The organism is Paenibacillus macerans (assembly GCF_050565405.1).
GTDB classification, from domain to species: domain Bacteria; phylum Bacillota; class Bacilli; order Paenibacillales; family Paenibacillaceae; genus Fontibacillus; species Fontibacillus macerans_B.
In genome coordinates this window covers 1-24,657 of the sequence record NZ_JBNYYG010000016.1, presented here as the reverse complement: position 1 = coordinate 24,657, position 24,657 = coordinate 1, and the positions used below count along the sequence as shown (strand labels likewise).

Annotated in this window: 20 protein-coding genes; 13 read left to right on the top strand and 7 right to left on the bottom strand. The window is 57.7% G+C overall.

From position 1 onward, the window contains the following. Nucleotides 1-96: 96 nt before the first annotated feature. Nucleotides 97-255, bottom strand: coding sequence for an asparagine synthase (locus ACQ4N8_RS12055; RefSeq protein WP_430704605.1), 159 nt, complete (start codon nt 253-255; stop codon nt 97-99). 452 nt (nt 256-707) lie between these two features. Next, a complete protein-coding gene (locus tag ACQ4N8_RS12050; protein WP_430704604.1) occupies nt 708-1,799 on the bottom strand; it encodes an FAD:protein FMN transferase in 1,092 nt (363 codons plus the stop codon). Between the two features lie 241 nt (nt 1,800-2,040). Here ACQ4N8_RS12050 and ACQ4N8_RS12045 point away from each other — a divergent pair, with 241 nt between their 5' ends. The 8 genes from ACQ4N8_RS12045 (at nt 2,041) to ACQ4N8_RS12010 (ending at nt 10,647) form a co-directional block, all read left to right on the top strand. Beyond that, nucleotides 2,041-2,433 (top strand): NusG domain II-containing protein, encoded by a 393-nt coding sequence (locus ACQ4N8_RS12045; protein ID WP_430704603.1) that lies wholly within the window; start codon nt 2,041-2,043, stop codon nt 2,431-2,433. Continuing rightward, nucleotides 2,417-2,971 carry a Gx transporter family protein gene (locus tag ACQ4N8_RS12040; protein ID WP_430704602.1) on the top strand — a complete coding sequence of 185 codons (555 nt, stop codon included), beginning with the start codon at nt 2,417-2,419 and terminating at the stop codon, nt 2,969-2,971. Before ACQ4N8_RS12045 ends, ACQ4N8_RS12040 begins: the two co-directional genes overlap by 17 nt. A gap of 40 nt (nt 2,972-3,011) precedes the next feature. Next, nucleotides 3,012-3,833, top strand: coding sequence for an ATP-binding cassette domain-containing protein (locus ACQ4N8_RS12035; RefSeq protein ID WP_430704601.1), 822 nt, complete (start codon nt 3,012-3,014; stop codon nt 3,831-3,833). Further along, nucleotides 3,833-4,765, top strand: a complete 933-nt coding sequence (locus tag ACQ4N8_RS12030) for an energy-coupling factor transporter ATPase (protein WP_430704600.1) — start codon at nt 3,833-3,835, stop codon at nt 4,763-4,765. Before ACQ4N8_RS12035 ends, ACQ4N8_RS12030 begins: the two co-directional genes overlap by 1 nt. Next, entirely contained in the window at nt 4,755-5,555 is an 801-nt protein-coding gene (locus ACQ4N8_RS12025; protein WP_430704599.1) for an energy-coupling factor transporter transmembrane component T family protein, read from the top strand. Before ACQ4N8_RS12030 ends, ACQ4N8_RS12025 begins: the two co-directional genes overlap by 11 nt. Nucleotides 5,556-5,926: 371 nt before the next feature. After that, the gene (locus tag ACQ4N8_RS12020) at nt 5,927-8,017 is read left to right on the top strand and encodes a peptidase U32 family protein (protein WP_430704598.1); all 2,091 of its coding nucleotides are present in this window, start codon (nt 5,927-5,929) and stop codon (nt 8,015-8,017) included. A 126-nt stretch (nt 8,018-8,143) separates the two neighbouring features. After that, nucleotides 8,144-9,427 (top strand): aspartate aminotransferase family protein, encoded by a 1,284-nt coding sequence (locus ACQ4N8_RS12015; RefSeq protein WP_430704684.1) that lies wholly within the window; start codon nt 8,144-8,146, stop codon nt 9,425-9,427. A 347-nt stretch (nt 9,428-9,774) separates the two neighbouring features. Then, nucleotides 9,775-10,647: a UbiA-like polyprenyltransferase gene (locus tag ACQ4N8_RS12010; RefSeq protein ID WP_430704597.1), complete on the top strand. Its 873-nt coding sequence runs from the start codon at nt 9,775-9,777 to the stop codon at nt 10,645-10,647. Nucleotides 10,648-10,896: 249 nt separating this feature from the next. Here the strand turns inward: ACQ4N8_RS12010 and ACQ4N8_RS12005 are convergent, their stop codons facing one another. From ACQ4N8_RS12005 to ACQ4N8_RS11990, 4 genes are all read right to left on the bottom strand, one after another. After that, nucleotides 10,897-11,877, bottom strand: coding sequence for a polyprenyl synthetase family protein (locus tag ACQ4N8_RS12005; protein WP_430704596.1), 981 nt, complete (start codon nt 11,875-11,877; stop codon nt 10,897-10,899). 130 nt (nt 11,878-12,007) lie between these two features. Next, nucleotides 12,008-12,460, bottom strand: coding sequence for a hypothetical protein (locus tag ACQ4N8_RS12000; protein WP_430704595.1), 453 nt, complete (start codon nt 12,458-12,460; stop codon nt 12,008-12,010). Nucleotides 12,461-12,766: 306 nt separating this feature from the next. Beyond that, nucleotides 12,767-14,644 carry an NAD(P)/FAD-dependent oxidoreductase gene (locus ACQ4N8_RS11995; RefSeq protein ID WP_430704594.1) on the bottom strand — a complete coding sequence of 626 codons (1,878 nt, stop codon included), beginning with the start codon at nt 14,642-14,644 and terminating at the stop codon, nt 12,767-12,769. Between the two features lie 41 nt (nt 14,645-14,685). Continuing rightward, nucleotides 14,686-15,588 carry an FMN-binding protein gene (locus ACQ4N8_RS11990; RefSeq protein WP_430704593.1) on the bottom strand — a complete coding sequence of 301 codons (903 nt, stop codon included), beginning with the start codon at nt 15,586-15,588 and terminating at the stop codon, nt 14,686-14,688. A gap of 676 nt (nt 15,589-16,264) precedes the next feature. Here ACQ4N8_RS11990 and ACQ4N8_RS11985 point away from each other — a divergent pair. From ACQ4N8_RS11985 to ACQ4N8_RS11975, 3 genes are read left to right on the top strand one after another with little or no spacing between them, the layout of a single operon-like run. Further along, on the top strand, nt 16,265-17,770 hold the full coding sequence (locus ACQ4N8_RS11985) for an HD-GYP domain-containing protein (RefSeq protein ID WP_430704592.1): 1,506 nt from the start codon (nt 16,265-16,267) through the stop codon (nt 17,768-17,770). A 40-nt stretch (nt 17,771-17,810) separates the two neighbouring features. After that, nucleotides 17,811-19,256, top strand: coding sequence for a sensor histidine kinase (locus ACQ4N8_RS11980; protein WP_430704591.1), 1,446 nt, complete (start codon nt 17,811-17,813; stop codon nt 19,254-19,256). A gap of 54 nt (nt 19,257-19,310) precedes the next feature. Then, nucleotides 19,311-19,688: a RidA family protein gene (locus ACQ4N8_RS11975; RefSeq protein ID WP_430704590.1), complete on the top strand. Its 378-nt coding sequence runs from the start codon at nt 19,311-19,313 to the stop codon at nt 19,686-19,688. A 475-nt stretch (nt 19,689-20,163) separates the two neighbouring features. Here the strand turns inward: ACQ4N8_RS11975 and ACQ4N8_RS11970 are convergent, their stop codons facing one another. Then, a complete protein-coding gene (locus ACQ4N8_RS11970; RefSeq protein ID WP_430704589.1) occupies nt 20,164-20,931 on the bottom strand; it encodes a tryptophan-rich sensory protein in 768 nt (255 codons plus the stop codon). Between the two features lie 236 nt (nt 20,932-21,167). Here ACQ4N8_RS11970 and ACQ4N8_RS11965 point away from each other — a divergent pair, with 236 nt between their 5' ends. Together ACQ4N8_RS11965 and ACQ4N8_RS11960 are read left to right on the top strand one after the other, a co-directional pair. Then, nucleotides 21,168-24,329, top strand: coding sequence for a DEAD/DEAH box helicase (locus tag ACQ4N8_RS11965; protein ID WP_430704588.1), 3,162 nt, complete (start codon nt 21,168-21,170; stop codon nt 24,327-24,329). Beyond that, on the top strand, nt 24,326-24,657 hold a 332-nt coding region (locus ACQ4N8_RS11960), incomplete at its 3' end, for a hypothetical protein (protein ID WP_430704689.1). The genes ACQ4N8_RS11965 and ACQ4N8_RS11960, both read left to right, overlap by 4 nt.

Genomic DNA, 24,657 nt, shown 5'->3' with positions numbered 1-24,657 from the left:
ATTATTTGTTAGGGGATTAGGGAATATACATATGCGGGTGGTACACGAAAAACCCGGAAGCTTCTTTACGCTCCCGGGCAGTCCTCCAAACGGCAGCTAGCGGTGCTCAATCAGGTCGATCGTCCCCAGCACGATGTGGGCCAGGCCAAATCCAAGCACACCGGTAGCGGCAAGCTTATACTTGCTTCCAAGCAGCGTTGCGGCAGAAGCGGATACTACGGCTCCAAGAACGGTAGGAATCAAACCTTCACGCATACATAACACCCCTTTGGATTTGTTTGGAAAGACAACGTTATTCTAAGCAAAACAGGCATTGGCTATTCACGCCAATGCCTGTTTCAAAAGTATTGCAACCCGGGTCTTCATGTACACGTAAAGACGCTAAAGGTGTTCCTGCTTAGACTACAACTAACAGCATGTTTCTAAAACAACAAAAGCCCTACCTCTCATTTGTCCTTGCGGCTCCGATGACCGCGCCAGTTTGAATCAGAAAAACATCAAAATTCTTACTTTTATTGGGTCATTCAAATAGGAATTTCATACCGGAATGGTATAAGGAGAGTTATAATCTTTTGAGGAACTACATAAAGGGTTTGACAATCTAATTAATAATTATACTATTAAAATTTGAGAAAGGCAAGGGTTTTATTAAAAAGACAAGCACGGGCGCCGAGGGGGCGCCCGTGCGAAAGAAAAGAGCGGGCGGATTAATTCGCAAACGTGTAGCTGTCGTTCGTTTTGTTCAGCAGGTCTTTGAAGCCGGAGGTAGCGTACAGCTTCTTGTCTTTAGTGATGAATAACGCTTCGGTGTCCGGCGTGTTCTCGATAAATTCGAGGCCATTCTCGATGCCAAGCACGAACAAGGTCGTGGACAAGGCGTCGGCGTCCGTCGATTTGTTGGTGACGATCGTGACGGAACTGATGCCGTTCTCGACAGGATAGCCGGTCCGCGGATTCAGGATGTGCTGGTACAGCTTGCCGTTCTCGATGAAAAAGCGTTCGTAAATGCCCGAGGTTACGACGGTCTTGTCGTTCACCTTGATACTGCCGATCGGGTTGCCCCGCTCCTGGTCCGGATCCTGGATGCCGATGGTCCAATCGTTTCCGTTCGGCTTCTGTCCCATGGCATACACATTGCCGCCGAGATCGATAATAGCGCTGCGGAAGCCTTGCTCCGCCAAATAATCGTAGATCCGGTCTGCCGCATACCCTTTGCCGATGGAGCCGAGGTCAATGGCCATGCCTTTCTCCTGCAAATAAATTTCCTGCGTATCTGCGCGCAATTCGATTTTACGGTAATCGGTAAGCCGCGTCGCTTCGGCGATGTCCTGCTTCGCCGGGACATGGGCGCCTTCGTGGCCGATGTTCCACAGGCTGACCAGGTTGCCGATGGCCGGATCGAACATGCCGCCCGTCCGGTCGGCATATTCAAGCGCTTTGGCCACCAGGTCAAACGTGTCTGCCGACACCTTTACCGGTGCAATGCCGGAGTTCCGATTCACTTTGAAAATTTCGCTCCGGTCGTCCGTCCGGCTGATCCGTTGGTCGATGTCCGTCAGGAGGGCTTCCAGTTCCTTGAAGTTTTCCGCAGTTGCGCGGGTATCGTATATTTTGACCGTAACGACGGTGTCGAAGATAAAATACGTCTCCGATTTCGGCTGGACCTCGCTGCTTTGGGCTTGCGCGACATCGGTGCTCCCGGAGGCAGGCGCATTTCCCGCATTATCGCCGCAGCCGCCCAGCAAGGCCGTCAGAAGCGCCGCCGTAAGCAGGAGGGTCGGCATTTTGGATTTGTTCATATTCGCCGCCTTCTTTCTTCCTGTCGTTTCGCCTTGATTTTAACAAAAAGGGGTGGAGCATTTAAAGTACTTTTTTTCACAAAGTAATGATTCTTCCATAATATACCTTCTAAAGTGATGATTTTGTGAAAAGCAAAGAAAGCAGAATACAAAGAGACATTTATCACATTTGAGTGAAGAAGGCACCATGTATAATGAGTTCATCTAAGATTTATATAATCAAAAAATAAGGGAGTTTGCCATGAAACGCGGAGATATCCTGTTAATCGGGTTAATCGTCGCCGTCGCCTTGGCTTTTTTGGTACCGAGATGGCTTGGCGGGGATTCAAGTGAAAAGAATCACAACAATGTGGACCGGGTGGCGAAAATCACGGTTGACGGGAAGCTGTTCAAAACGGTGCAGTTGACCGGGGAAGAGCAAAACGTGGACATCCGGACGGAGTATGGCTACAACATTCTAAAAGTGCATGATAACGGCATTGAAATGATCGACGCCGATTGTCCGGATAAATTATGCCTGACCTTCGGATTCATCGATCGCAACGGCGGGACGATCGTTTGCCTCCCGCATAAATTGATGGTCGAAGTGGTAGCCTCCGGGGAAGGGGACGATGTGGATGCGGTCGTTAAATGAACAATCCAATCTAATGCTGAAAAGAACGGTCATCGTGGCGATTTTCGCGGCGGTGGCGGTGGTGCTCAGCCTGGTGGAATCGGTGATTCCGGTCAACATGAGCGTCCCGGGCGCGAAGCTCGGGCTGGCCAATATCATGGTGCTGACCTGCCTGTATTTCCTGCGGGCCAGGGACGCGTTCATGATGGTGCTGCTGAAGACGCTGCTGACGGCGTTTATATTCGGAACGTTCTCCAGCTTTCTGTTCAGTATCATGGGAGCATTGTTCAGCTTTGCGGCGATGTGGTTCCTGCTGCTGGTCGGACGGAAGCGCCTGAGCGTGATCGGGATCAGCATCGTCGGCGGGATCGCCCACAATATCGGGCAACTCACGGCGGCCTCGCTGTATTTCAATACGACGAATATCTTCTATTATTTGCCGATGCTGCTGATCATGGGCGTCTTGACCGGCATCGCCGTCGGCATCGCGGTACGTTATTTGATCCCGTCGCTATCGAAGCTGAGCCTGTTCGACGGGTTTTTGACGGAAACGGCCTAAGCCGCCGCGAGGCTTAGCTAACCTGAAGGGGGAGAGAACAATGGGGGAAACCGGACTCGCTTTCGAACTGCAGCATGTATCCTTTGCTTATGATCCGGTTCATCCGGTGCTTCATGACGTGACGCTGAATATCCCTTCGGGCAGCTGGGTATCGCTGGTGGGACCGAACGGCAGCGGCAAATCTACATTGGCGAAGCTGCTGGGGGGCCTGCTGGCCGTGAGCGACGGCGCGATCCTCGTGGAAGGAACCAAGCTGGACCGGGATACGGTTGCTCGCCTGCGGCCGCGCATCGGGATGGTGTTCCAGAATCCGGATAACCAGTTTATCGGGGCTACTGTCGAGGAGGACATTGCCTTTGGACTGGAGGGCCGCTGCCTGCCGCGGGAGGTAATGAAAGATCGCGTGCGGGAGTATGCGGATAAGTTTCACATCGGCCATCTGCTGTCCAAACACCCTGCGGAGTTATCCGGTGGGCAAAAACAGCGGGTGGCCGTCGCTTCGATATTGGCGATGGAGCCGGGCATCGTGATTTTTGACGAGGCTTCTTCCATGCTGGACGAGAAGGCTCGCGGAGAGCTACTCTCCATCCTGCGGGACATGAAGCGAAGCGGCCGGTACACGATGGTGTCGATCACCCATGATGCCGATGAAATATTGGCTTCCGACCGGGCGGTCGTGCTCGGGGAAGGAACGCTTGCCGCCGACCTGACGCCCGGGGAGTTGTTCCGCGACGAGGCCTTGCTCAGCTCCTGCCGATTGATCGCCCCGTACGGGATCAGGCTACAGCAGGAGCTGGAACGGCGGGGCTTGGGGATTCCCGAAGGGCTGGGGCTCGCTGGCGACGAGGAGGCGGATCGGTAATGGCCATTCATTTCGAACGGGTCGGTTTTGCTTACGACGAACGCAGCTTGTGGCGCCAAGGGGCCTTGGAGGACGTAAACCTCGATCTGGCGGACGGCGTGTTTGCAGGTATTGCCGGAGCATCCGGATCGGGCAAGTCGACGCTGATGCAGCATTTCAACGGTATCCTGAAGCCGACAAGCGGCAGCGTGCGCGTGCTTGACGTAACGATGCAGGCCGGGGATAAAATGCCGCCGATGCGCGAGCTACGAAGAAGGGTCGGATTGGTGTTCCAGTTTCCCGAGCAGCAGTTGTTTGAAGATACGGTGGAGAAGGATTTATGCTTCGGGCCGCTGAATTTCGGCTGCCCGTCAAGCGAAGCGAAGGAGCGCGCCAGCCGGGCGCTCGCGCTGGTCGGGCTGGACGATTCGTTCCTGGCCCGCAACCCGTTCCACTTAAGCGGCGGACAGATGCGCAAGGTGGCGATCGCCTCGGTGCTGGCGATGGACCCGGACGTGATCGCGCTCGACGAGCCGACGGCCACGCTCGATCCGCAGAGCCGGGCCGAGTTGGCCGCGATGCTGTCGCGGCTGCACCGGGAGGAAGGCAAGTCGGTGATCGTGGTGACGCACCGGATGGAGGAAATGCTGCCTTATGCGGACCAATGGATCGTGATGAAGGACGGGCGCAAGGCGTTTCAGGGCACGGCGGCGGAACTGGCTCGGGAAGCGCCGCGGCTGGAAGCGGAAGGCCTTGCGATTCCGGCCTGCATCGGCTATTGGAACGCGGCGGCGGCCCGCTACGGCCTGGAGGGCGAAGTGCCCTGCTTGACCGTGGAGTCGCTGGCCGAGCGGCTGGCGAAGCTGCTGCTGGTGCCGGCGCAGGAGCCGGTGGCGGCGTTGCGGGCCGCTTCCGTCGCGGCCGGAGAGGGGGGCGGTCGGTATGCGGAATAAACTGCTGTTTGGGCGCAGCATCGATACCGGCTCCTGGGTGCACGGCATCGATCCCCGGGCCAAGCTGACCGGGATGGTGCTGTACCTGGTCGCCATCGTCGCCGTAGGCTCGTGGGCCGCCTTGGCGGTCGCCGCGGCGTTTTCGCTGGCGTATATGCTGTCGACGCGAATCCCGCTGAAGTATTACCTGAAGGCGGCCAAACCGTTATGGGCGCTCATGGCGTTTATTTTCGCCGTTCAGTGCTTGACCGTGAAGGATGGGGACGCGGTGTGGCGCCTCGGTTCCTGGACGCTATATTCCGGTGGGTTAAGCAGCGGGCTGATCGCCGCCTTCCGGATGGGGCTGCTCGTATCCTTTACGGCGATCCTGACCTTTACGACGACGCCGGGCTTGCTCAACCAAGGCATGAGCGGGGTGCTGAAGCCGCTGAAGCGGATCGGCATTTCGTCGGAGCGGCTGACGCTGATGATGAGCATTTCGCTGCGTTTCATCCCGACGATTCTGGACGAAACGCAAAAAATCCTCAAGGCGCAGGCGGCCCGGGGCGCGGATCTGAAGGAGTTGCCCTGGAAGGAGAAGGGCCGAATGCTGGTCTCGCTGCTCGTACCGGTCACGGTCAGCGCGTTCCGCCGGGCGGAGGAGCTCGTCATGTCCATGGAGTCCCGGGGGTACACGATCGGCGCGCCGCGTTCGGAATATCATTTGCTCGTCTGGAAGAGCCGGGATACGTGGTTCGTGTTGTCTTACATCGTACTAGCTGCGGGCGTCGCGGTATACCGTTTGTTATGAACGCTGCGCCGCATGACTTCTTTGCGTCGTTTGTCCCGTCCGCGCCGGCATGTTGTATTTTGTACAACATTTTGGACGTATTCGAAGGAAAGGGTGAAGGAATGTTGTATTTCGTGCAACATTTTTTGGCCTAAATGGCCGGATGGGGCTGAAATATTGTACGTTATGCAACAATTTGGCCGAAACCGCCTGGATATAGGCGGGATTGTTGTGCAAAATGCAGGATTTTCCGCTGGTAGATGCGTTTCATACGAGCATGGCACTTATAAAGACATAGGTTCATTGGGATAGGTTGAACGGATTTTACGAGTCGAGAGATTTGAAGGTTCGGTTCAGTCAGGATCATTCATTCAAGCGAGGGGGAAACGACTGTGGCACGTTATTTTAATGGGAAAGAAGTCGAGCTGCTGGCACCGACGGGAACATTCGAGATATTCAAGAAAGTGATCGAAGCGAACTGCGACGCGGTTTATTTCGGAGGGCCCAGCCTGAATATGCGCCTGATGCGCAAAGGGTTCAATTTTAGCCTGGAGGAAATTACGGAAGCGGTGCGAATCGCCCACGGCCTCGGCAAAAAAGTATACGTCACCGTCAACAACCTGCTGAATGAAGGCGAGTTGGATGAGGCGCGGGCGTATTTGCGTTTTCTGGATGCGGCGGGTCCGGATGCGATTATCGTGCAAGACTTTGCCGTGTTGTCGCTGATCCAGGAAATGGGACTGGGCATCAAGGTGCATTCCTCGGTCATGATGAACGTGCACAACGTGGAGATGGTCCGCGCACTGCAGGAGATGGGGGTTACCCGCGTCGTGACGTCGCGCGAAATGGACTTGATGACGACCCGCCATCTGCAGCAGGCTACCGGGATGGAGCTGGAGTATTTCATTCACGGTGACATGTGCTCGGTGCACGGGGCGAATTGCTATTTCAGCTCGATGGTGTTCGGGATGAGCAGCAACCGGGGAAAATGCCTGAAGCCGTGCCGCTGGGATTACCGCGTGAAAAAGGACGGCAACGTCTACCCGGCGGAATTTCCGCTGGCGGTCAAAGACATGTTCATGTATGAGCATATTCCGGAGCTGATCCACGGCGGCATTACCTCCTTCAAAATCGAGGGGCGCATGCGCGACGCCGAGTTCGTGCTGATGCTCGTTCAGGCGTACGGCGACGCGATCGACCGCTATATCGATGATCCGGTCGGCTTCGAGCGCAGCAAGGATACGAAGCTGCTGTACGACAACCGCAAACGCGATTTTTCGACCGGGTATGCGTTCGGGCGGCCGGGGTTGTCCAACATCAATCGCCGTTACGAAGGCACCGGCAAGTTTTACAGCACCGGCAAAGTGTTCAGCACGCCGACGGAGGAGCGGGAGTTAAGCGAGAAACGGATGGACGCGGTTCGCGAGACGCTGGCGGCCGTAGGCAGCGAGAAAGCCGCGGCTTCAGCAGATATGGACGCAGCTGGAACTCCGGCAGGGGTTTCGGTGCACGTCAATAACGTGGCGCAGGCCAAAGCCGCGTTGGAAGCGGGCGCCGACCACGTCTACCTGTCTGGCGACGTGTTTGAACCCGACCGGCCGTTTACGAAGGACGACATCCGGGGGCTTGCGGAGATCAAAGGAAACGCCAAGCTGTATCTGGGGTTGCCGCGGATGATGACCGAGCTGCACTTCGAATTGTACGACGGTTTGTTGTCCGGCGAACGGCTGCCGATCGACGGCGTGATGGTCACCAACCTTGGCGCGATCCGCAAGTTTGCCGGCAAGGGGTACCCTCTGGTCGGCGATTTCAACCTGAACGTGTACAACCGGCTGTCGGCCGATTTCTACCGCGGGTTGGGCGTGACTCGCCTGGCGGCGTCCATGGAGCTGCCGCTGAAAGACCTGGCGGCGTTGCTGGCCCACGCGCCCGGACCGCTGGAGGTCATCGTTCACGGCTCGCCGGCCATCATGTACATGGAGCATGACCTTTATGAGAATGCGGAAGCTTTCCAGGCCATCGCCGAGGAAGACAACCACTACGTCGATAACAGCATTCTCGTGCTGAAAACCGATAAAGGCGAAAATCCGGTCTATCGGGACGTTCACGGCCGCAACCATTTAATGATGGCCAAAGAGCTGTGCCTGATGCCGGCCGTGAAGGAACTGCTGGAGGCAGGCTTGTCCGTCTTCCGCATCGAAGGGGCGACCTATCGGCCGGAGCGGCTGGCCGCGATCGTGCGAGCCTATAAAGCGGCTTTGGCCGATCCGCGTGCGGCAGCGGAACAATTTGCTTCGATGACGCCGGTATACGCCGGTTACACGCTGGGTGCGCTGCAGTTTGACGGCGGCAAAGCCAGCGGGGCCGCAGGGGCCGGCGCGGAAGCAAACGCAGACGCATCCGAAGCCGGCGTAAACGCGTCGGGAACGGCCGTAGAGGCGCCGGCGGCGGCTCAAGCGGAAGTGGCAGCAGGCAAAGCATAAACGGCGTACAACGAACGGTAGGACGGTATCCAGGGGTGTTGGCGCGGGAAACGGGGCGTTAAGCACCCTAAGCTTGTCGCGGGCAAACCGCAGATCGATGGGATCGAGGAGAGGAAGCGAATGAACATGCAGAGCTATATCGGACCGGAAAATATCCTGCACAAGCGGCAGCAGTATTTTTATCCCTGCACCAGCCATTTCTACCGGAATCCGCCGCAGCTGGTCCAAGGGGAGATGCAGTATTTGTACGGCCATGACGGCAAGCGCTATACCGACTTTTTCGCCGGGGTTTCCGTCGTGGCCAGCGGCCATTGCAACCCGGAAATCGCCGAGCGGACGGCGGAGCAGCTGCGCACGCTGCAGCATACGTGCACGATTTATTTGACGCAGCCGAACGTGGATCTGGCGGAGCGGCTCGCGGGAGTCTTGCCCGGCAAGCTAAGCCGGACGTTCTTCGTCAACAGCGGCTCGGAGGCGAATGAAGGCGCTCTGCTGCTGGCCCGCCTGCATACGGGCCGGCGGGGCTTCCTCGCGCTGGAGCAGGGCTTGCACGGCCGGACTTACCTGACGATGAGCGTGACCGGCCTTAAGATGTGGCGGACCGATCCGCAGCTTGAGCAGGATGCGGACGTGACGTTTATTCCCCGGCCGTATGAACGGGGGATGAGCGCCGATGAGGCGGGCCGCCGCTCCATCGCGGCGCTCGAGGCGGCGCTGGTGGCCAAGGGCGGCGAGATCGCCGCGATGATCGCCGAGCCGATCCAGGGGAACGGCGGCATTGTGGCGCCGCCGGACTGGTATTTCGCTGAAGTGAAGCGGCTGTTGGAGCGGCACGGCGTGCTGCTCATCGCCGATGAAATTCAGACCGGGTTCGGCCGCACGGGCCGGATGTTCGCGATGGACCGTTACGGCGTCGCGCCGGACATCGTCACGATGGCCAAAGCGCTGGGCAGCGGCATCCCGGTGGCGGGCTTCGCCACCACCGACGAGATTGCGGCCAGCTTCAACCGGCCATCCGCCTCCACGTTCGGCGGCAATCCCGTCTCGTCCGTGACCGCGCTCGCGGTCCTGGACTACATCGAGGAGCACCGCCTGCCCGAGCGGGCCGAGCGCCTCGGCGAGCTGCTGCGCGGCGGCCTCGAGCGCCTCGCCGCGCGGTTTCCGCGGCTAGTCGAAGGCGTGCGCGGCGCGGGGCTGATGCTCGGCGCGGAGCTGTGCGCCGAGGATCCCGAGCGCGGCGCCGCGCTTACCGACGACGTGCTGGAAGCGATGCTGGACCGCGGCTACATCATCGGCAAGAACGGCGTAAACCGCAACGTTCTTGCCTTCCAGCCGCCGCTGGTCATCGCCGAGGACGACGTGCGCGGCATGCTGGACGCGCTGGAAGCGGTGCTGGCGGAACTGGCGTAGCGCGGCAATAGTGCCATAACCATAGCCATAGGTGCGGCTATGCCATTCGCCCGGCCCGGCCGATGCGCCCCGCCAAAATAGCGGTAAAAAATGCCCTTATTTCGCCGATCCGTCCATTATCCGGGAAAATAGCGCATAAAATGGCCTTGATTGCTGCATTTGCCGGGATAGTCCGCCGACAATTCCGAGTAAAAAACACCGCTATTTTGGCCAGACCGCCGGTTATCCGGGAGAATAGAGTCCTTTTTTACCTCTATTTGTTGATCGCGGTGGCAACGAGAGGAAACCGGAGGCTGCAATAGCCCCGCACCATCCCGAGTTTTAGGAATAAGGAGTGTGACCAACTCATGGAAGTGGCCAGAAAAATCGGTACCAAAGTCCGGTTGTACAGCGAATTGGTGATGTTTTCGCATACGTTGTTTTCCCTGCCCTTCGCCGTCATCTCGATGATTTGGGCGGCGGAAGGGTTTCCGTCCTGGCGCGTGATGCTGTGGGGGCTGATCGCCCTGATCGGCGCCCGGAACGGGGCCAACGCCTTCAACCGCGTCGTCGACCGCGTCTTTGACGCGCAAAACCCGCGCACCGCGCACCGCCATCTGCCGCAAAAGCTACTGGAGTCGAAGGAGGTGCTGCTCTTCGTCGTCGTGAACTATGCGATTTTCATTTTGGCTTCGGCCATGTTGAATCCGCTTTGCCTGATCCTGTCGCCGGTAGCGATTTTCCTGATTTCGTCCTATTCTTACACGAAACGGTTCACGTACCTCAGCCACCTGTACCTGGGCTTCACGATCGCCTCGGCGCCGATCGGCGCCTGGTTCGCCGTCACCGGGCAGTTTGCCTTTACGCCGTTTATTCTCGGTACGATCGTGATGTTGTGGATCGCCGGCTTCGATATCATTTACGGGTCCCAGGACATCGAATTCGACCGCAGCCACGGGCTCTGGTCGATTCCCAGCGCCTTTGGCCTTAAGAACGGCCTGAGAATCGCGGCGGGACTGCATTTCATCATGGTGCTGCTCTTGATCGCCCTGATCCCGATCCGGCACCTCGGCTGGATTTACATGGCGGGAATCGCCGTCTCCATTTTGCTGCTGATGACGGAGCACAAAATCATCAAACCGTCGAACCGGAAGCGGATGAACGTCGCCTCCTACAATCTGAATCAAGTCATCAGCATGGTGATTCTGTTCAGCGCGCTTTGCGACTTTTTCCTGCTGTGAGACAGAGCGGTTCAACCATGCCGAAAACCCCGCCCTTGCGAAGGGCGGGGTTTCTTTATGCGGGCGGGCTACAAGCGGATATCGATGTGCCGGCATCGGGATATCTTTCTACCATAAGCTATCGGAAAAATATGGAAGTTCGTTTAGCTCCGGCCTACCGCTTCTTCATCGGCCTGACAAACATAGGGAAGGAGGCGCAAAAAAAACGCGAGCCGCAAGGGACAACCCTCGTACTCGCGTTTTGTTATTCTACTTGTCACGACCGCCGAAATAGTCCAGCAACGCTTGAAGATCCCGATGGGCCGGATAGCGTCTCAGCCGGTCGACAATGTCCTGCGCTTCGCTTAAGTACCGGCGGCTCAACTCCTCGGTTTGCTCCAGCGCGTCGCTCGCCTGAATCGCCGCCACGACGGCGTCTACTTCCGCCGCGGGGCTATCCGCCGAGATTGCCCGGATGGCCGGGGCCAGCGCTTCGTTCCGCAGGGCGAACAGCACGGGGAGCGTGACTTGACCGCTCCGCAGGTCGCTGCCGGCCGGCTTGCCGAGCTTCTCCGCCGATTGGGTGAAGTCGAGCACGTCGTCCCGGATCTGGAACGACATGCCGAGCTTCTCCCCGAAGGCGTACAGCTGGTCGGCCGTCGCCGTATCGGCGCCGGCGGCTTGTGCGCCGATCTGCAGGCAGGTGGCCATCAGCTGCGCGGTTTTATTCCTCGATTTCTCCAAATATTGTTCTACGGTAACGCCGTAATCGAACAGGTGGGACAGCTGCTGATATTCGCCAAGGCACAGCTTCGTCGTCGCCAGGGAGGAGAGGTTGTACACGAATCTTTCCCGGTCCGCCGAGTAGACGGAGATCAGCTCGATCACCCGGGCTGACATATAGTTGCCGACATGCAGCGCCTCGGTGACGCCCAGCCTGATGTGCATCGCCTTCTGGCCGCGCCGCATCGGTGAATCGTCGATGATGTCGTCATGGATCAGGGAAGCCGCATGGATGAACTCCGCGGCAGCGGCCAACCGCCAAATCTTCCGCTGATCGGGAGCGGGGCCGAATCGGCTGCCGACGATGACCATCAAAGGGCGGACCCGCTTGCCGCCGGAGCGGACCAATTCGACGATGCTTTTGGCAAGCTGGGAGGAGCGGGAGACGTCGCGGTCGGATTTGACCAAGTTCTCAATCTCCCGGTCGACCGCTTTCAAGGAGATGTTTAAAGTTTCATCGAGCTTCATGATGATGCCCCTCCCTTTAAAATGATCATGCAACGGGACTATGGCAACGGGTCGTACCGGCGCGTTTGCAGGCTTACCGTGCCAAGACCGGCCGATTTGCCTATTTCGTCATTTCCGGGGTCTTCCGGTATTAAATGGCCCGGCTGGCGGTGCTGCGGTTGTTCTCGAGCTGCAGGAATAGCTCCCAAGCTTTGAGCAGGCGTTCGTCCTCGGGACGGCCTTCCACCCGTTTGATTTGGATCTGTTTCAGGATGGGAGCCAAATGAGACAACAGGTCGTATTCCTCCCATTTCAGGCAGAGCTCTAAATAAAAACTGTATAGGTAATCGCCGTCCAGCACTTTGCGGGTAAGTTCATCGCCGGAGGCGGTAAACTCGCATTCGCTATGCCGGTGAAGGGCGAGCTTGATTGCGACGTAAATGGTAAGCAGACGGCACTGACGGGCCGCTGTCATGTCATATTGCTCCAGCAAATTTGCCAGCGGGGCAACTTCTTCCTGCCGTAAATCCAAAACGATGCCGGCCTCGGGCGATAATTCGCCCTGCAATAAGCGATAAGCGTCTTGGATGAGCTGTTGATTCATAAGGACACACACTCCTTAAAGAGGTAGTTCAAAAAGTCATCTTTTAATCTCGAAGCAAGAACAGGGAGCGTATTCGGCATCGAATCTTGAATCCTAGCTTCATCCAACCTAAAGCGTTTTGAGAAAAACGCATTTCGGAAGCATAGGCTTCGGTGCTAAAACCTGACTTTTTGAACTCGCACTTAAAAGCAGGTAGGCTTGCAGGGACCCTGACACCGACCGGTTTCGGCAGTTGAGAAAAAGCAGAGTAATGTGCGCTAGGGCGCACATTACTCCGGTTCAAGGTTTCATAGAAGGAATATTGCTCTATTCGGTGTATAGATACCATCTTCGCACAAGCGGGATTCGTTTCCATTGTCTCTTGAGCCAAGGAAGCACGTAGTAATCCAAGCCGAACGCGCTGCCCGAGCCGCCGATCAGAGCGACGCCGGCGGTCATGTACCAGAGCATTTCCGTCGAAGCCATGCTGGAGGACCAGATCATGACGCCGAGCGCGACCGTGGCCGCCGAAGCGATGGCGGTGAAGAGACCGACGATGATCATGACGCCAAGAGCGATCTCCGCGAACACCATGAAGAATTGGAACACGGTAGCCAGTGCGGTGTAACCGCCGTCCGACGTATAGAAGAACACATCCATGAACCAGCCGACGATGCTTTTGATGAATCCGGGCACGGGGAGCGCGGTAACCGAGGTCGCAGCGCTTTCCACGGCCGATGCGGCAGCTTGAGCATCGACGGTTTTCGTTACTTCGCCTGCCGCTTCACTTGCCGCCGATACGACGTCGGCATTCGGGGAAGCCGGGATCAGGAAGATGTTCGAAGGATCCTTGAAAATCTTCGGCAGCTTGTCGAGGCCTTCCTCCAGCCATTTGTAGCCTACGAAAATCCGCAGCGGCAGGAGCCAGAAATTCGGCGAGCGTTTCGCGAAGTGTCCGCCAACGAAGCTGCGGCGATTGTTCACGTGGAAGAATTCATGCATCATATAAGTCCATACTTTGGCAAAACCGGCCACGGTGAACAGGTAATACATGTTGATCATGTGCTTGCTGAGCATCGCCATGAAGCCGCTCAGCATGAACATTTTATTCGGCAGTCCGACATTCGCTACGCCGTAGCGGCTGCCGATACATACCATCGTACCGTGGAAGCCCGGTTTGTAGGACTTCTTCGGTTTGCCGTGCACGTCCGCATGAATATTGTGCGCGATGAGCGGACCGGCTTGCTCGGCATTTTCGACCATTTGCGGTACAGGACGCGTTTCGCCTTCGGGAATGAAGAAGATGTTGTCGCCGACGATGTACACGTTCTCGTGATCGATGCTTTGCAACTTGTCGTTGGTGACGATCCGTTTGCGGCCTTCCTGTTTCACGTCGAGTTTGCCTACGAGCTCGGAGCCTTCGACCCCGGCCGTCCAGACGATCGTGTCGGCTTCGAGTTCCTTGCCTTCGCCGAGCTGCACGCTGGTTGGCGTAACGCCGGTGATCTTGGCGCTCGTAATAATTTCTACGTTCATCTTATGCAGGCGTTTCGCGGCTTTTTCGATCAATTTGTCCGGCAGGATCGGCAGGATTTTCGGAGCCATATCGGCTACGACCAGACGAACCTCGCTCGGATCGATGAAGAACTCTTTGCACAGCTCGTCGCGGAACTCGGCCAGCTCGCCGACCAATTCCACGCCGGTGAAGCCGGCGCCGACCACCACGAAGGAGAGCATTTTGCGGCGTTTGGCCGGGTTGCTCACTTTGGCCGCTTCGCTGAACATGCGGCGCACTTGCTCTTTGAGGCGTACGGCATCTTCATAGGACCATAGGGTGAGCGCATGCTCTTCAGCGCCCGGGATCCCGAAGAAAGTCGGTTTACATCCGGTGCCGATGACGAGGTAATCGTATTTATACGTATGTTGCTCGGAACGAAGCGTTTTGGCGTTAAAATCGATGGTTTCGATGGAGTCCAGGACAACGTCAACCTTTTGTCCCGCAAAAATCTTCTTCAGCTCGATTTTGACCGAATCTTCCGGCGCCCGGTTCGCTGCGACTTCGTGCAATTCCGTTAACAGCGTGTGGTAAGGATTACGGTCGATCAGTTGGATCTCCACGTCTTTGTCTTTTTTGAACAGTTTGGCCAGATGCTTGGAAGTCACAACACCGCCATAACCGCCGCCCAAAACTACTATTTTCTTCAAGAGATTCACCTTCTCATTTTAGGGTGGGGGGTATTATGCGATTATTTCGCTTGTTCAAGTGCCTTGGCAACCAGTTCGAAGAGAGGCTGCAAAGTAATCGATGCGCCGGCGATGGCGTCGGTTTTGCCTTCTTCGTTAAACGTTACGGAAGCCGGATCTTGTTTTTCCACGAGATAAGCTTCGGCTTTGGCCGCTTCTTCATGCCATTCGGCCGATGCGCCGCCGGCTTTCATGCCGTATTTGCCGTCGATCGAATACTGCTTTTTGTCTTCGCCTTTATCGTTCACGCCGCTGAGGTTGACCTTGATGATGTTGCCGGCAGCGACAACGACGTCAACCGTATCTTTCCAGCCGGAATTCGGATCGAATTCCGCGCCTTCGGCATGGTACGTGCCGTCTTTGTAAGTGCCCGGTTCAACCGGGCCGGCAGTCAGCGCTTGATCCGCCAAGGTAAAGAATTCGCCCACATGGATGGAAACGCCGGAAATCGCATCGGTTTTTCCTTCCGCGTCCAAGGTTGCGGCTTTAGGGTCTTGCTTCTCGATCAGGAAGGCTTCCGCTTTTTCGGCTTGTTCGTGCCATTCGGAAGAAGCTCCGCCTGCCTTCATACCGTATTTTCCTTCTTTGGAGTACGTCACTTTATCGACAGGAGCCTTTTCGCTAAGCCCGTTCCATTTCGCTTCGGTGATTTTCCCGCCGGAAACCGTCAAGGTTACGTAGGATTGCCAGCCGGATTCCGCATCAACTTCTCCTTTAGCAAAATAAACGCCGTCTTGGTACTTGCCTTGCTCCGCAGTAGCGTTGGCGCTATTGCCCGCATTGCTTTCAGTAGCGGCAGGTGCATTGTTTGCCGGTTCCGCCGTCTTTGCGTCGTTGTTCGATCCGCAGCCGGCCAGCAAACCTAGCAGAAGGGCGCTGCTAAGAATAATTGAAGCTTTTTTCATGATAGAAACCTCCAGTGAATGAATTATATATATTAAAATGTGAAGACATTTTAATAACGGAAAAGAGGTGGGAAAAAACGTAAAAAGGGCTTATTTTATAGGGGGTCGGGAGTCCCAAAACCTTTGTTCGTTGGAATTTTAGCATATAAAAATATGTGTTAATGTGAAAAAAATCACTTATGGTGTGATATAAAACAACCCCGAAAAACGGCTAAAGCGGCACCCTGCAAGGGATTGAGGGGCTGAAAGCGATTGACTAATTTTTGAAATATTTATTTTTTAAGATAGGGTCGGCGCGTTGCTGTGGAAAATGCGTTTGATTTGCTCCCCCTACCTCGATCACGGCGTTGTCCGCAGGGGGTTGCGATCTGCTCGCCGCGAATGCTCGCGGTCACGGGAATGTCTTCCGGCAAATGCAGCTCCCGCAGCTCTTTGCCGGCAATGCTCATTCCATTATTAATGAGGAGAACACGACAATAATGGAATCCGTCAAGATGCCTGAACTCATAGTCAACAACTCCCGGTTTTTGCACATTGTTCCGGCTGAGTATACAAAAAAGAGGCTTTTTTAAACAAAAAGTTCCAGACGGCGTATGAAAAGAGTCACGGCATTTGCCGATAATGATAGAAGCGGGCGTTACCCGACAATTCGCGAAACGGAAGGAAGGCAGCCTCCTTGACGGTGTATAAAACATTTATTTCGCGGCTGTTGCTGAATTATGCCGCCGGATCCTTGCTGGCGGTTATCGCAATTGCCAGCTTGATCGCCGCTGCACCCCTGAATATTCCCGCTGCCGAATATCTCTGGCTGCTGGGCGTCCTGGGCGTGTCGCTCTGCTGCATGCTGGGTTTGGAGTGGTTTGTGTTTTCGCGGCAAATCAAACCGATTCGCTGCGTGTTCCTGGAGGAGGTGGGCAGCTACCAAACGCTGCAGAACGTATACATACGCACGCATCGCTTGCCGTCCTTGACCGTCAAACGGATCCTCGGGCCGCATTTGTTCGGGCTCGTCATACCCGGAGCGGGGTTGTCGCTGGGGCTGATCTCCGCCGGCCGTTTGTCGATTCCCGCTTATTTCGTGCTGCTCGCCACGCTGGGCGGGATTCTCGTCAGCGGCATGCACGCGCTAATAGAATTTTATTTAACCTCCTATTCGATCCGGCCCGTGCTGGAGGAACTGAGCTCCTGGAGCCGCAAAATGTTCGGCAAGGAATTGTCGCTGGGAGGCAGGGTTATCGTGCCCGTATCGCGAAAGCTAAGATGGAGCTTTTTTCTGATGGGCACGTCGCCATTGCTGTTGTACAGCTTGTCCGTCCAGTTCCGGCTCAAAGATCTGGGGAATGGGGCCTATGCTTATTGGCAGTGGGCCGGCTATATATTGGCCGTAGGCATCGGTTTTGCTTTTATCGGCTCCCGCTTGCTCGCGCGCGAGATCATGCTGCCGATCCAGCATTTATACGAACGGATGGCCGAGGTCAAAGCCGGGCGCATGCGAACGGGGGCCAGCGATTTGTTCTCCGACGAATTTTCCCGGCTCGTCTCGGGTTTTAATCATATGCTGCGCGGCTTGCAGACGCAGGCGGCGCGGAACAGTCAACTGGCGGACAGTTATTTCGCCACGCTGGCGGCGGCGCTGGATGCCCGCGATCCTTATACGGCCGGCCATTCGCTGCGGGTAGCGGAATACGCCGTCAAAATCGGCGAGCTGGCCAAGCTGCCGGAGGAGAGCATCGATGAGCTGCGCAAATCCGCGCTGCTGCACGACATCGGTAAAATCGGCATCCGCGACGCGGTGCTGTTGAAGGAAGGCCGCTTGACGGAAGAAGAGTGGGAGCAGGTAAAGGAGCACCCCGTTCTCGGCGAGGCGATTTTAAAGCAGGTAGAACCGTCGGACGCCATGGCGCCTTTTTTGCCGGGGGTACGGTCGCATCACGAACGTTATGACGGCGGCGGCTACCCGGACGGTTTGGCCGGGGACGACATTCCGCTCTTCGGGCGGATCATCGCCGTGGCCGACGCCTTTGACGCCATGACCTCGGATCGTCCTTACCGCAAAGGCCTGGCCGAAAGCGTGGCCATCGCCATTTTGGAGCAGGGCCGGGGCAGCCAATGGGATCCTTATTTCGCCGAGCTGTTCGTCGAGGCCTACCATCGCAAAACGAACGCCGGGAAATCCGGCTGATGCTCTGCAAGAGAAGACATATCAGCGGAGGAGTGAGCATATGGGGCTTGGCAACACCTTCCTGTTAAATCTCGGCATGTTAATCTCCGTGGCCTATTTGGCTAATATCCTTTATAAATACGGATTGAATAAAACGTCGTCGCGCACCATTAATGTTTTGTCCGTCGTATTGATGATCCTGTCGGGCTGGATTTGCATGAAGTTCGGCTTTCAACTGAAAGAAGACGTTTTGTTCGACCTGCGGTTCGTACCGCTGATCGTGGCGACTTTCGTGTATTCGCAGCCGCTGACTTTGATTCTTATCGGTTTCGGCATCGGACTGGCCCGGTTGACGTTCGGCATCAGCGAGGCGGCGTTGGTCGGGCTGCTGAATTTATCGGTGCTGGGATTCGTTTGCGCCGGGCTGAACATTTGGATGAAGCGGACGGACTACCGTTTTGCCGTCAAAGGGCTCATTACGATCCTGACCGTGAATATAATCAATTGCCTGAACATTGCCGTCTTCGGGGTAATCCCGACCAAGCATTACTTGCTCGACATCATGCCGGTCACGTTTCCGCTAGGCGTTTTGCTCAGTTTGGGGTTTGCCTTGATTCTCCGCGATTTTCAGCTGGGGCACCGTCAAAACCTTGAGCTCAAGTACGCCAACGAGCTGTTGCGCAAACAAACGGATGAGCTCCATAAAGCCAAAATCGGCCTCGAGGACCGGGCGAAACAGCTGGCCCTGGCCTCGAGCTACAAGTCGGAATTTCTGGCCAACATGTCCCATGAGCTGCGGACTCCGCTGAACAGCATCATTAATTTGGCGGAAATCATCGCCGAAAGCGAGGAGGCCGGGGACGATCTGCCGGAGTATGGGCGGATTATCCACCGGTCCGGCCATGATTTGCTTCAACTGATCAACGATATTCTCGATTTGTCCAAAGTGGAGGCCGGCCGGCTGGAGATCACGGATGAGGAAGTCGTATTGGCCGAAGTGGCCGTTTGGATGCAGGTGCACTTCGAGCGTGTCGCCGCACAGAAAAACATCGAATTTGCCATCGAGCGCGAGGCGGGGCTGCCGGCCACGATGATTTCCGATCCCCGGCGGATTGCCCAGATCCTGCGCAATCTTCTGTCAAACGCGTTCAAGTTTACCCATCAAGGGCGCGTGGAGCTGGGCATCCGCCGCGCCCTGCCGGACGAGGTTCCTCACGGCGACTGGATCGTATTTACCGTTTCCGATACGGGGATCGGCGTGCCGAAGGAGAAGCAATCGGCGGTGTTCGAAGCGTTCCGGCAGGCGGACGGATCGATCAGCCGCAGGTACGGCGGGACCGGATTGGGGCTGTCGATCAGCAGCAACCTGGCCCGGTTGCTGGGCGGGTTCATCCGCATGAAGAGCAAGGAGGGACTGGGCAGCGCGTTTTCCTTCTATTTGCCCTTGAAACCGGACAAGGCGGGCGCTGAAGAGGCGGCCAAGGTTGCTCGTCATGACCGGTTATAGATACAATAGAAGCGGAGTTACCTAACCAATCGGGAAAAGGATGGATGAAGAGATATGGCAAAACAAGTGATCTCCACGACGGCGGCACCGGGGGCGATCGGCCCTTATTCGCAAGGCATTCAACTGGGGGATTTGATCTTCACCTCCGGGCAGCTTGGCCTCGTGCCGGAAACCGGGGAACTCGCCGAAGGCGTAGAGGCCCAGGCAACCCAAGCGCTGCGCAATGTCCAGGCGGTATTGGCCGCGGCCGGAAGCGGTCTGGACAAGGTCATCAAGACGACCGTGTTCCTGAAAAACATGAACGATTTCGCGAAGGTGAACGAAGTGTACGGCTCGTTTTTCGCCGAGCCGTATCCAGCCCGCAGCGCCGTCGAAGTCGCGCGCTTGCCGAAGGATGGGCTCGTCGAGATCGAGGTAATCGCCGTGAAATAACATAACGCCGGGTGGGCTGCATCAACCCGGCATGGAGCCGCCGGAAGAGGGGAATCTCTTCCGGCGGCTTTTGGTATTGCACGGGAGTTAGCCAACGAATGGACTCTCTGCTCCTGCATGACTGCCAGTAAATAGTTGTCGTTTTCCTCTGCAGTGACTGCTGGCGGCTATGGCTAACGAATCCTGGTAACGCAATTTGGGCCAATCGGCCGCCTTTTCAACGTTAACGAATCTCTATAGCCTTATTGGGCAAAAACAAGCTAAATATCGTCTCCGTCACGTCAAATAAGGTTGCTGAGATTCGCTAGTTGCCGTGCGGGAGGCCAGTCGACGGAATAACGGTTCTACGGTTCGTTAGAGGCCGACGGGGGGAGCGAAGCGAGTAAGCAAAGGGAGTAAGCAAAGCGCAGTCTGCCCTTCCGACACGACCCGATCTTGCCGGGCCGACTCCGGCTTCATGGACGGAAGGCCGAAGTCAGTCCCGCTCATGCGCCCGCAGGAAGGCGATCCGGAGGGCGTAAACGACCAGCCCGAGCGCCAAGGCGCCGGAGGCAACGGCGACGGCACGCTGTGCCTGCTGCTCGAGCATGATGGCCGCATAACCCCAGGCATAGACGAGGGGAAGCAATCCGTCGCGCGCGCGAAAGCCGATCAGGCACGCGGCGGCGAGGCCGATCGACAACAGGAGAATCGGCAGCAAGAGGCTGCCGTAACCGGCGGACGCGTAGCCGATGCGGAGAGCATGGACCAGCACCGCCTGGATGTTCACCAGGGCGGCTACGCCGATCCAGCCGAAATAAAGCGTGAACGGAAGGCGCACCAGCCAGATGTCGGCAGCTGCAGGCCGCAGCGTTCTCCGGGTGCGACGGTACATCGCCGCCAGGACGGCGAGCAGCAGCAGCATCGCCGCGAGGGAAAGCGGGAGCCGCTGGAGCTGCCACGACGCCAGCCAGGCGATATTCAGCAGGCAGGAAAGCAGAAACCATAGGGGCATCGACGGTATGGAGTACGGGTCTCGCTTGTTCCGCAGCAACGGGTACAAGACCCAGCCGGCCAATAAACCGTAGATGACGGTCCAAACCGTGAAGGTGTAATCGGCCGGCGTGATCAGCGTGTGGTATTTGTCCGATAGCTGTCCGGTGCTCAAGCCGCCCAGGGGAAAAAAAGCGACAGCCAGATGGAAGACAATGACCGCCGAATACGAGGCGAGATTGCACCATTGGGCCGTCCGGCTGCGTATCATAAGACTTACCTCCTTTCGGCCATTGCGGCTTTGATGCGCGCAAGTTCATATTTTGCAAGGAAATCTGTTCATGGTTAAGCTTATGGTATGAATATTCCCAACTTTTGTCTAAAAGATAAGGGATTTGCCGGGACGTAGGTTGGGAGTCGCCTTGGTTTCGGTTTTATATAACGCGGTTTTCGTATAAGATGTTAGTAATGAATTTGGATGGAATAGGATACCGACGGGAGATCACCATGAATCAACGCCTTTATGGAATATGGCTGGGGGATGTGCTGTTTTGCTTCTCCGGTGAAATATCTGAGTCAAAAGTGGACGCCTGGACCGCGGTGCTCAGGCGCATCGAGCTTGAACCGGGAATCCGCCCTTTTCAGCATGCCGTGCTGCGCTTGGCGGAGGTGCGGTTTCCGGTCTCTTCCGTGCGGAGATCGTTCAAGACGGGAGAGAGGAAGAGCCTGATCGGCCGGACGCTGGAAGGGCTTGCGCTCCCGGTGGCGGAGGCGTGGAACCTGCTGCTGCATTGGGATGAGGCCGGCTGGGAGGAACGGGGCATCAAGCCGGGTCCGGAAATGGCCTACTGGAGCAAGGCCGCGCGGTTTGCCCTGGAACTGATGCTTCGCGGGCGGATCGCGCCGTCCGTACGCGCGGTAGCCGCCGCAGGACGGCGACGCGGGGCGCAAGGGCAGCTTCAGGCCGCTTGGGGCCCGCTGCTGGCGGAAGCGCGGGACGAGGAGCGGTTCCGGCGGCTGGCCTCTTCGATGCCGCCCGTCTGCCTGGCCGCCGTGCAAGCCGCGGCCGCCGCGTCCGAGGAGGAAGGGACGCTGGAGAACCGGCAGATGACGGTGCTGCATTCTTTCCTCTCCGCCATGATCGATCAGGAGACGAGAGGGGCGGTCCGGGATCTGGGACGGAAGTTGAACCCCAGCCGGGCGGACTATCACCGGGGCTCTTCCCCGCTGTCCGAGCTGTGGTGGAACGGGCTGCTGACCGGCGGACCACCTTTGGACATTCAAGGCAGCGTGGCGGAGCTGGCGCAATTGACCCAGGATATCGCCAACGCCGGGGGAGGCCGTCCGCATGCCGATGAAGCGGAAGCCGACGGTCCCGGAACGGGCAACCTGCGTCTATGCTTGCGGATCGAACCGGCCCGCGAGGTTTGGGGGGATTCGGCGGCGGGTCCGGATCCGGGGACCGTTCCCGCTTGGCGGTTAACCATCTGGGGCGAAGCGGCCGAAGATGCCGGGGTGCTGCTGCCCGCACGGCTGATTTGGAGCTACCCGCACCCGGAGCTGGAAATTCGCGGGTTGGTATACCGGAACGTGCAAGAGAATTTGCTCCTGCGGCTGAATAAAGCCGCGGAGTTGTCCCGGGAGGTAGCGGCCGTTATGGAAGGCCCGCGCCCGGAAGAGCTGCTGCTGGAGCCTGACGAGGTTTACGCTTTCTTGAGCAAATCGGTGCCGGCGCTGCGCAAAAACGGGGTCACGGTACAGATGCCGTCCCGCTGGACCAAAGAGGGCCGGCGCTCCTCCGGCATCCGGATCAAGACCCGGGGCTGGGCGGGATCGCCGGGCGGGGCCGCGGCGGAGGCGCCGAAGCTGGGCGTGGACCAGTTGGTGGCCTTTGAGGCGGAGGCGCTTCTAGGCGGCCGCGAGGTGACCCGGGAGGAGCTGGCCGAGCTGGCTTCGGCGAAGTTCCCGTTCGTCTTTTTCCGCGGCGAGTGGATCGAAATCGATGTGAAGGAAATCCGCCAGGTGCTTAAATTCATCAAGCGCCATGAAGACGGGGCCTTGTCCTTCCGCGAATTCATGCACCTGGCCTCGGGGGAAGGGGACGTGCAATGGGAAGGCGTGGACATCGCCGGCGTCGAGACGTCGGGCATGCTGTCCATGCTAACCTCCGGCGGAGCGGTTCGGCATCCGCAGCCAAGGCCGGTGCCTGGCGGGTTAAACGGGACACTGCGCCCTTATCAGGAGCGAGGGTACCAGTGGCTGGCGACGATGCGCGAGCTGGGCTTTGGCGCCTTGCTGGCCGACGATATGGGTTTGGGCAAAACGGTGCAAGTGATCACCGTGCTGCTGGATAACCTGATCCAGGCCCCCGGCAAAAACCTGATCATCTGCCCAACCTCCCTCCTGGGCAATTGGCAGCGCGAGTTTGCCCGCTTTGCGCCGGAGCTGTGCCTGTACGTCCATCATGGAAGCGACCGTTATCGCGGCGATCGGTTCATGCAGGAATACCGCGATTGCGACGTCATCCTGACGACTTATCAGCTGGCCGGGCGCGATGCCAAGGAATTGCGGGCGGTGGAGTGGAGGACGGTAGTGCTGGACGAGGCGCAATACATCAAGAATTTCGGCACCAAGCAGGCGCAAAGCGTCATGAAGCTTAGCGCGCCGCATCGGATCGCCATGACGGGAACCCCGGTGGAGAATCGGCTCAGCGAATTATGGTCGATTTTTCAGTTCTTGAACCCCGGGTACTTGGGGAGCCATGCTTCTTTTCGTGCGCGGTACACCGGGGCGGGCGGCGAGCAGCAAAACGCCGAGCTGCAAAAGCTGCGGCGGCTGGTCGCGCCCTTCCTGCTGCGGCGGTTGAAGAGCGACCCGGACATCCGCAAGGATTTGCCGGAAAAAATCGAGCTGAAATCCTACTGTACGTTAACCGTGGAGCAGGCCAGGTTGTACCGGTCGGTCACGGAGGAGCTCATGGGCCGAATCGGCGAGCAGGCCGGGATCGCCCGGAAAGGCATGGTGTTGTCCTCGCTGACCCGGCTGAAGCAAATTTGCGACCATCCCGAATTGGCCGGCGGCGGCCATCGTACGGATGAGCCGGGGGCGGTCGGCCGGTCGGGCAAAATGGAAAGGCTTTACGAATTGCTCGACATGATTATGGATAGCGGGGAAGCGGTGCTGATCTTTACCCAATACGTCCGGATGGGCGAGCTGCTGCAGGCGCGTTTGGCGGAAAAGTACGGGGAGAAGCCGTTTTTTCTGCATGGCGGAGTGCCGAAGGCCGAGCGGGATGGGATGGTTCAGGCCTTTCAACAAGGCGAAGGATCGCCGATCTTCGTGCTGTCGCTGAAGGCGGGGGGAGTCGGCTTGAATCTGACGCGCGCCAACCATGTCGTCCATTATGACCGGTGGTGGAACCCGGCGGTGGAGAACCAGGCGACCGACCGGGTATTCCGGATCGGGCAGCGAAAGAACGTCGAGGTGCACAAGCTGATTTGCCAAGGAACGCTCGAGGAGCGGATCGACGAGTTAATCGAGCGGAAAAAATCGCTGTCCGAGCAAGTGGTCGGCTCCGGCGAGCAATGGTTGACGGAAATGAGCGACGAGGAGCTGCGCAGCCTGATCGTGCTGCAAGAGGGCAGCTACAGCGAGGAGGGAGTCCGATGAGCCGGACGAAGACGATCCTGCCGGAGGGCGGCAAGGCGGAAATTCGCCCGGAGGCGGATGGGCTGCGGGTTGTTATGGCGCCGATGCATGAGGTGCTGATCCCTTTTGGGCCGGCGGCCGAGCGCGAGCGGGATAAGCAGGCGCTGCTGCGGCGGATGCAGGCGCAGCCGCGGATGCTGGCGGAGCTGCTGGAGCATGGCGCTGGCGCGATCGCGAAGCTGCTGCCGGAGCGCCCGCCGTGGAATTACATCCGTTCGAACGGCACGATCAATCCGGCCGCGGACGGCAACTGGTCGCTCGCTCCGTTCGGCAAGGCCAACGTGACGTT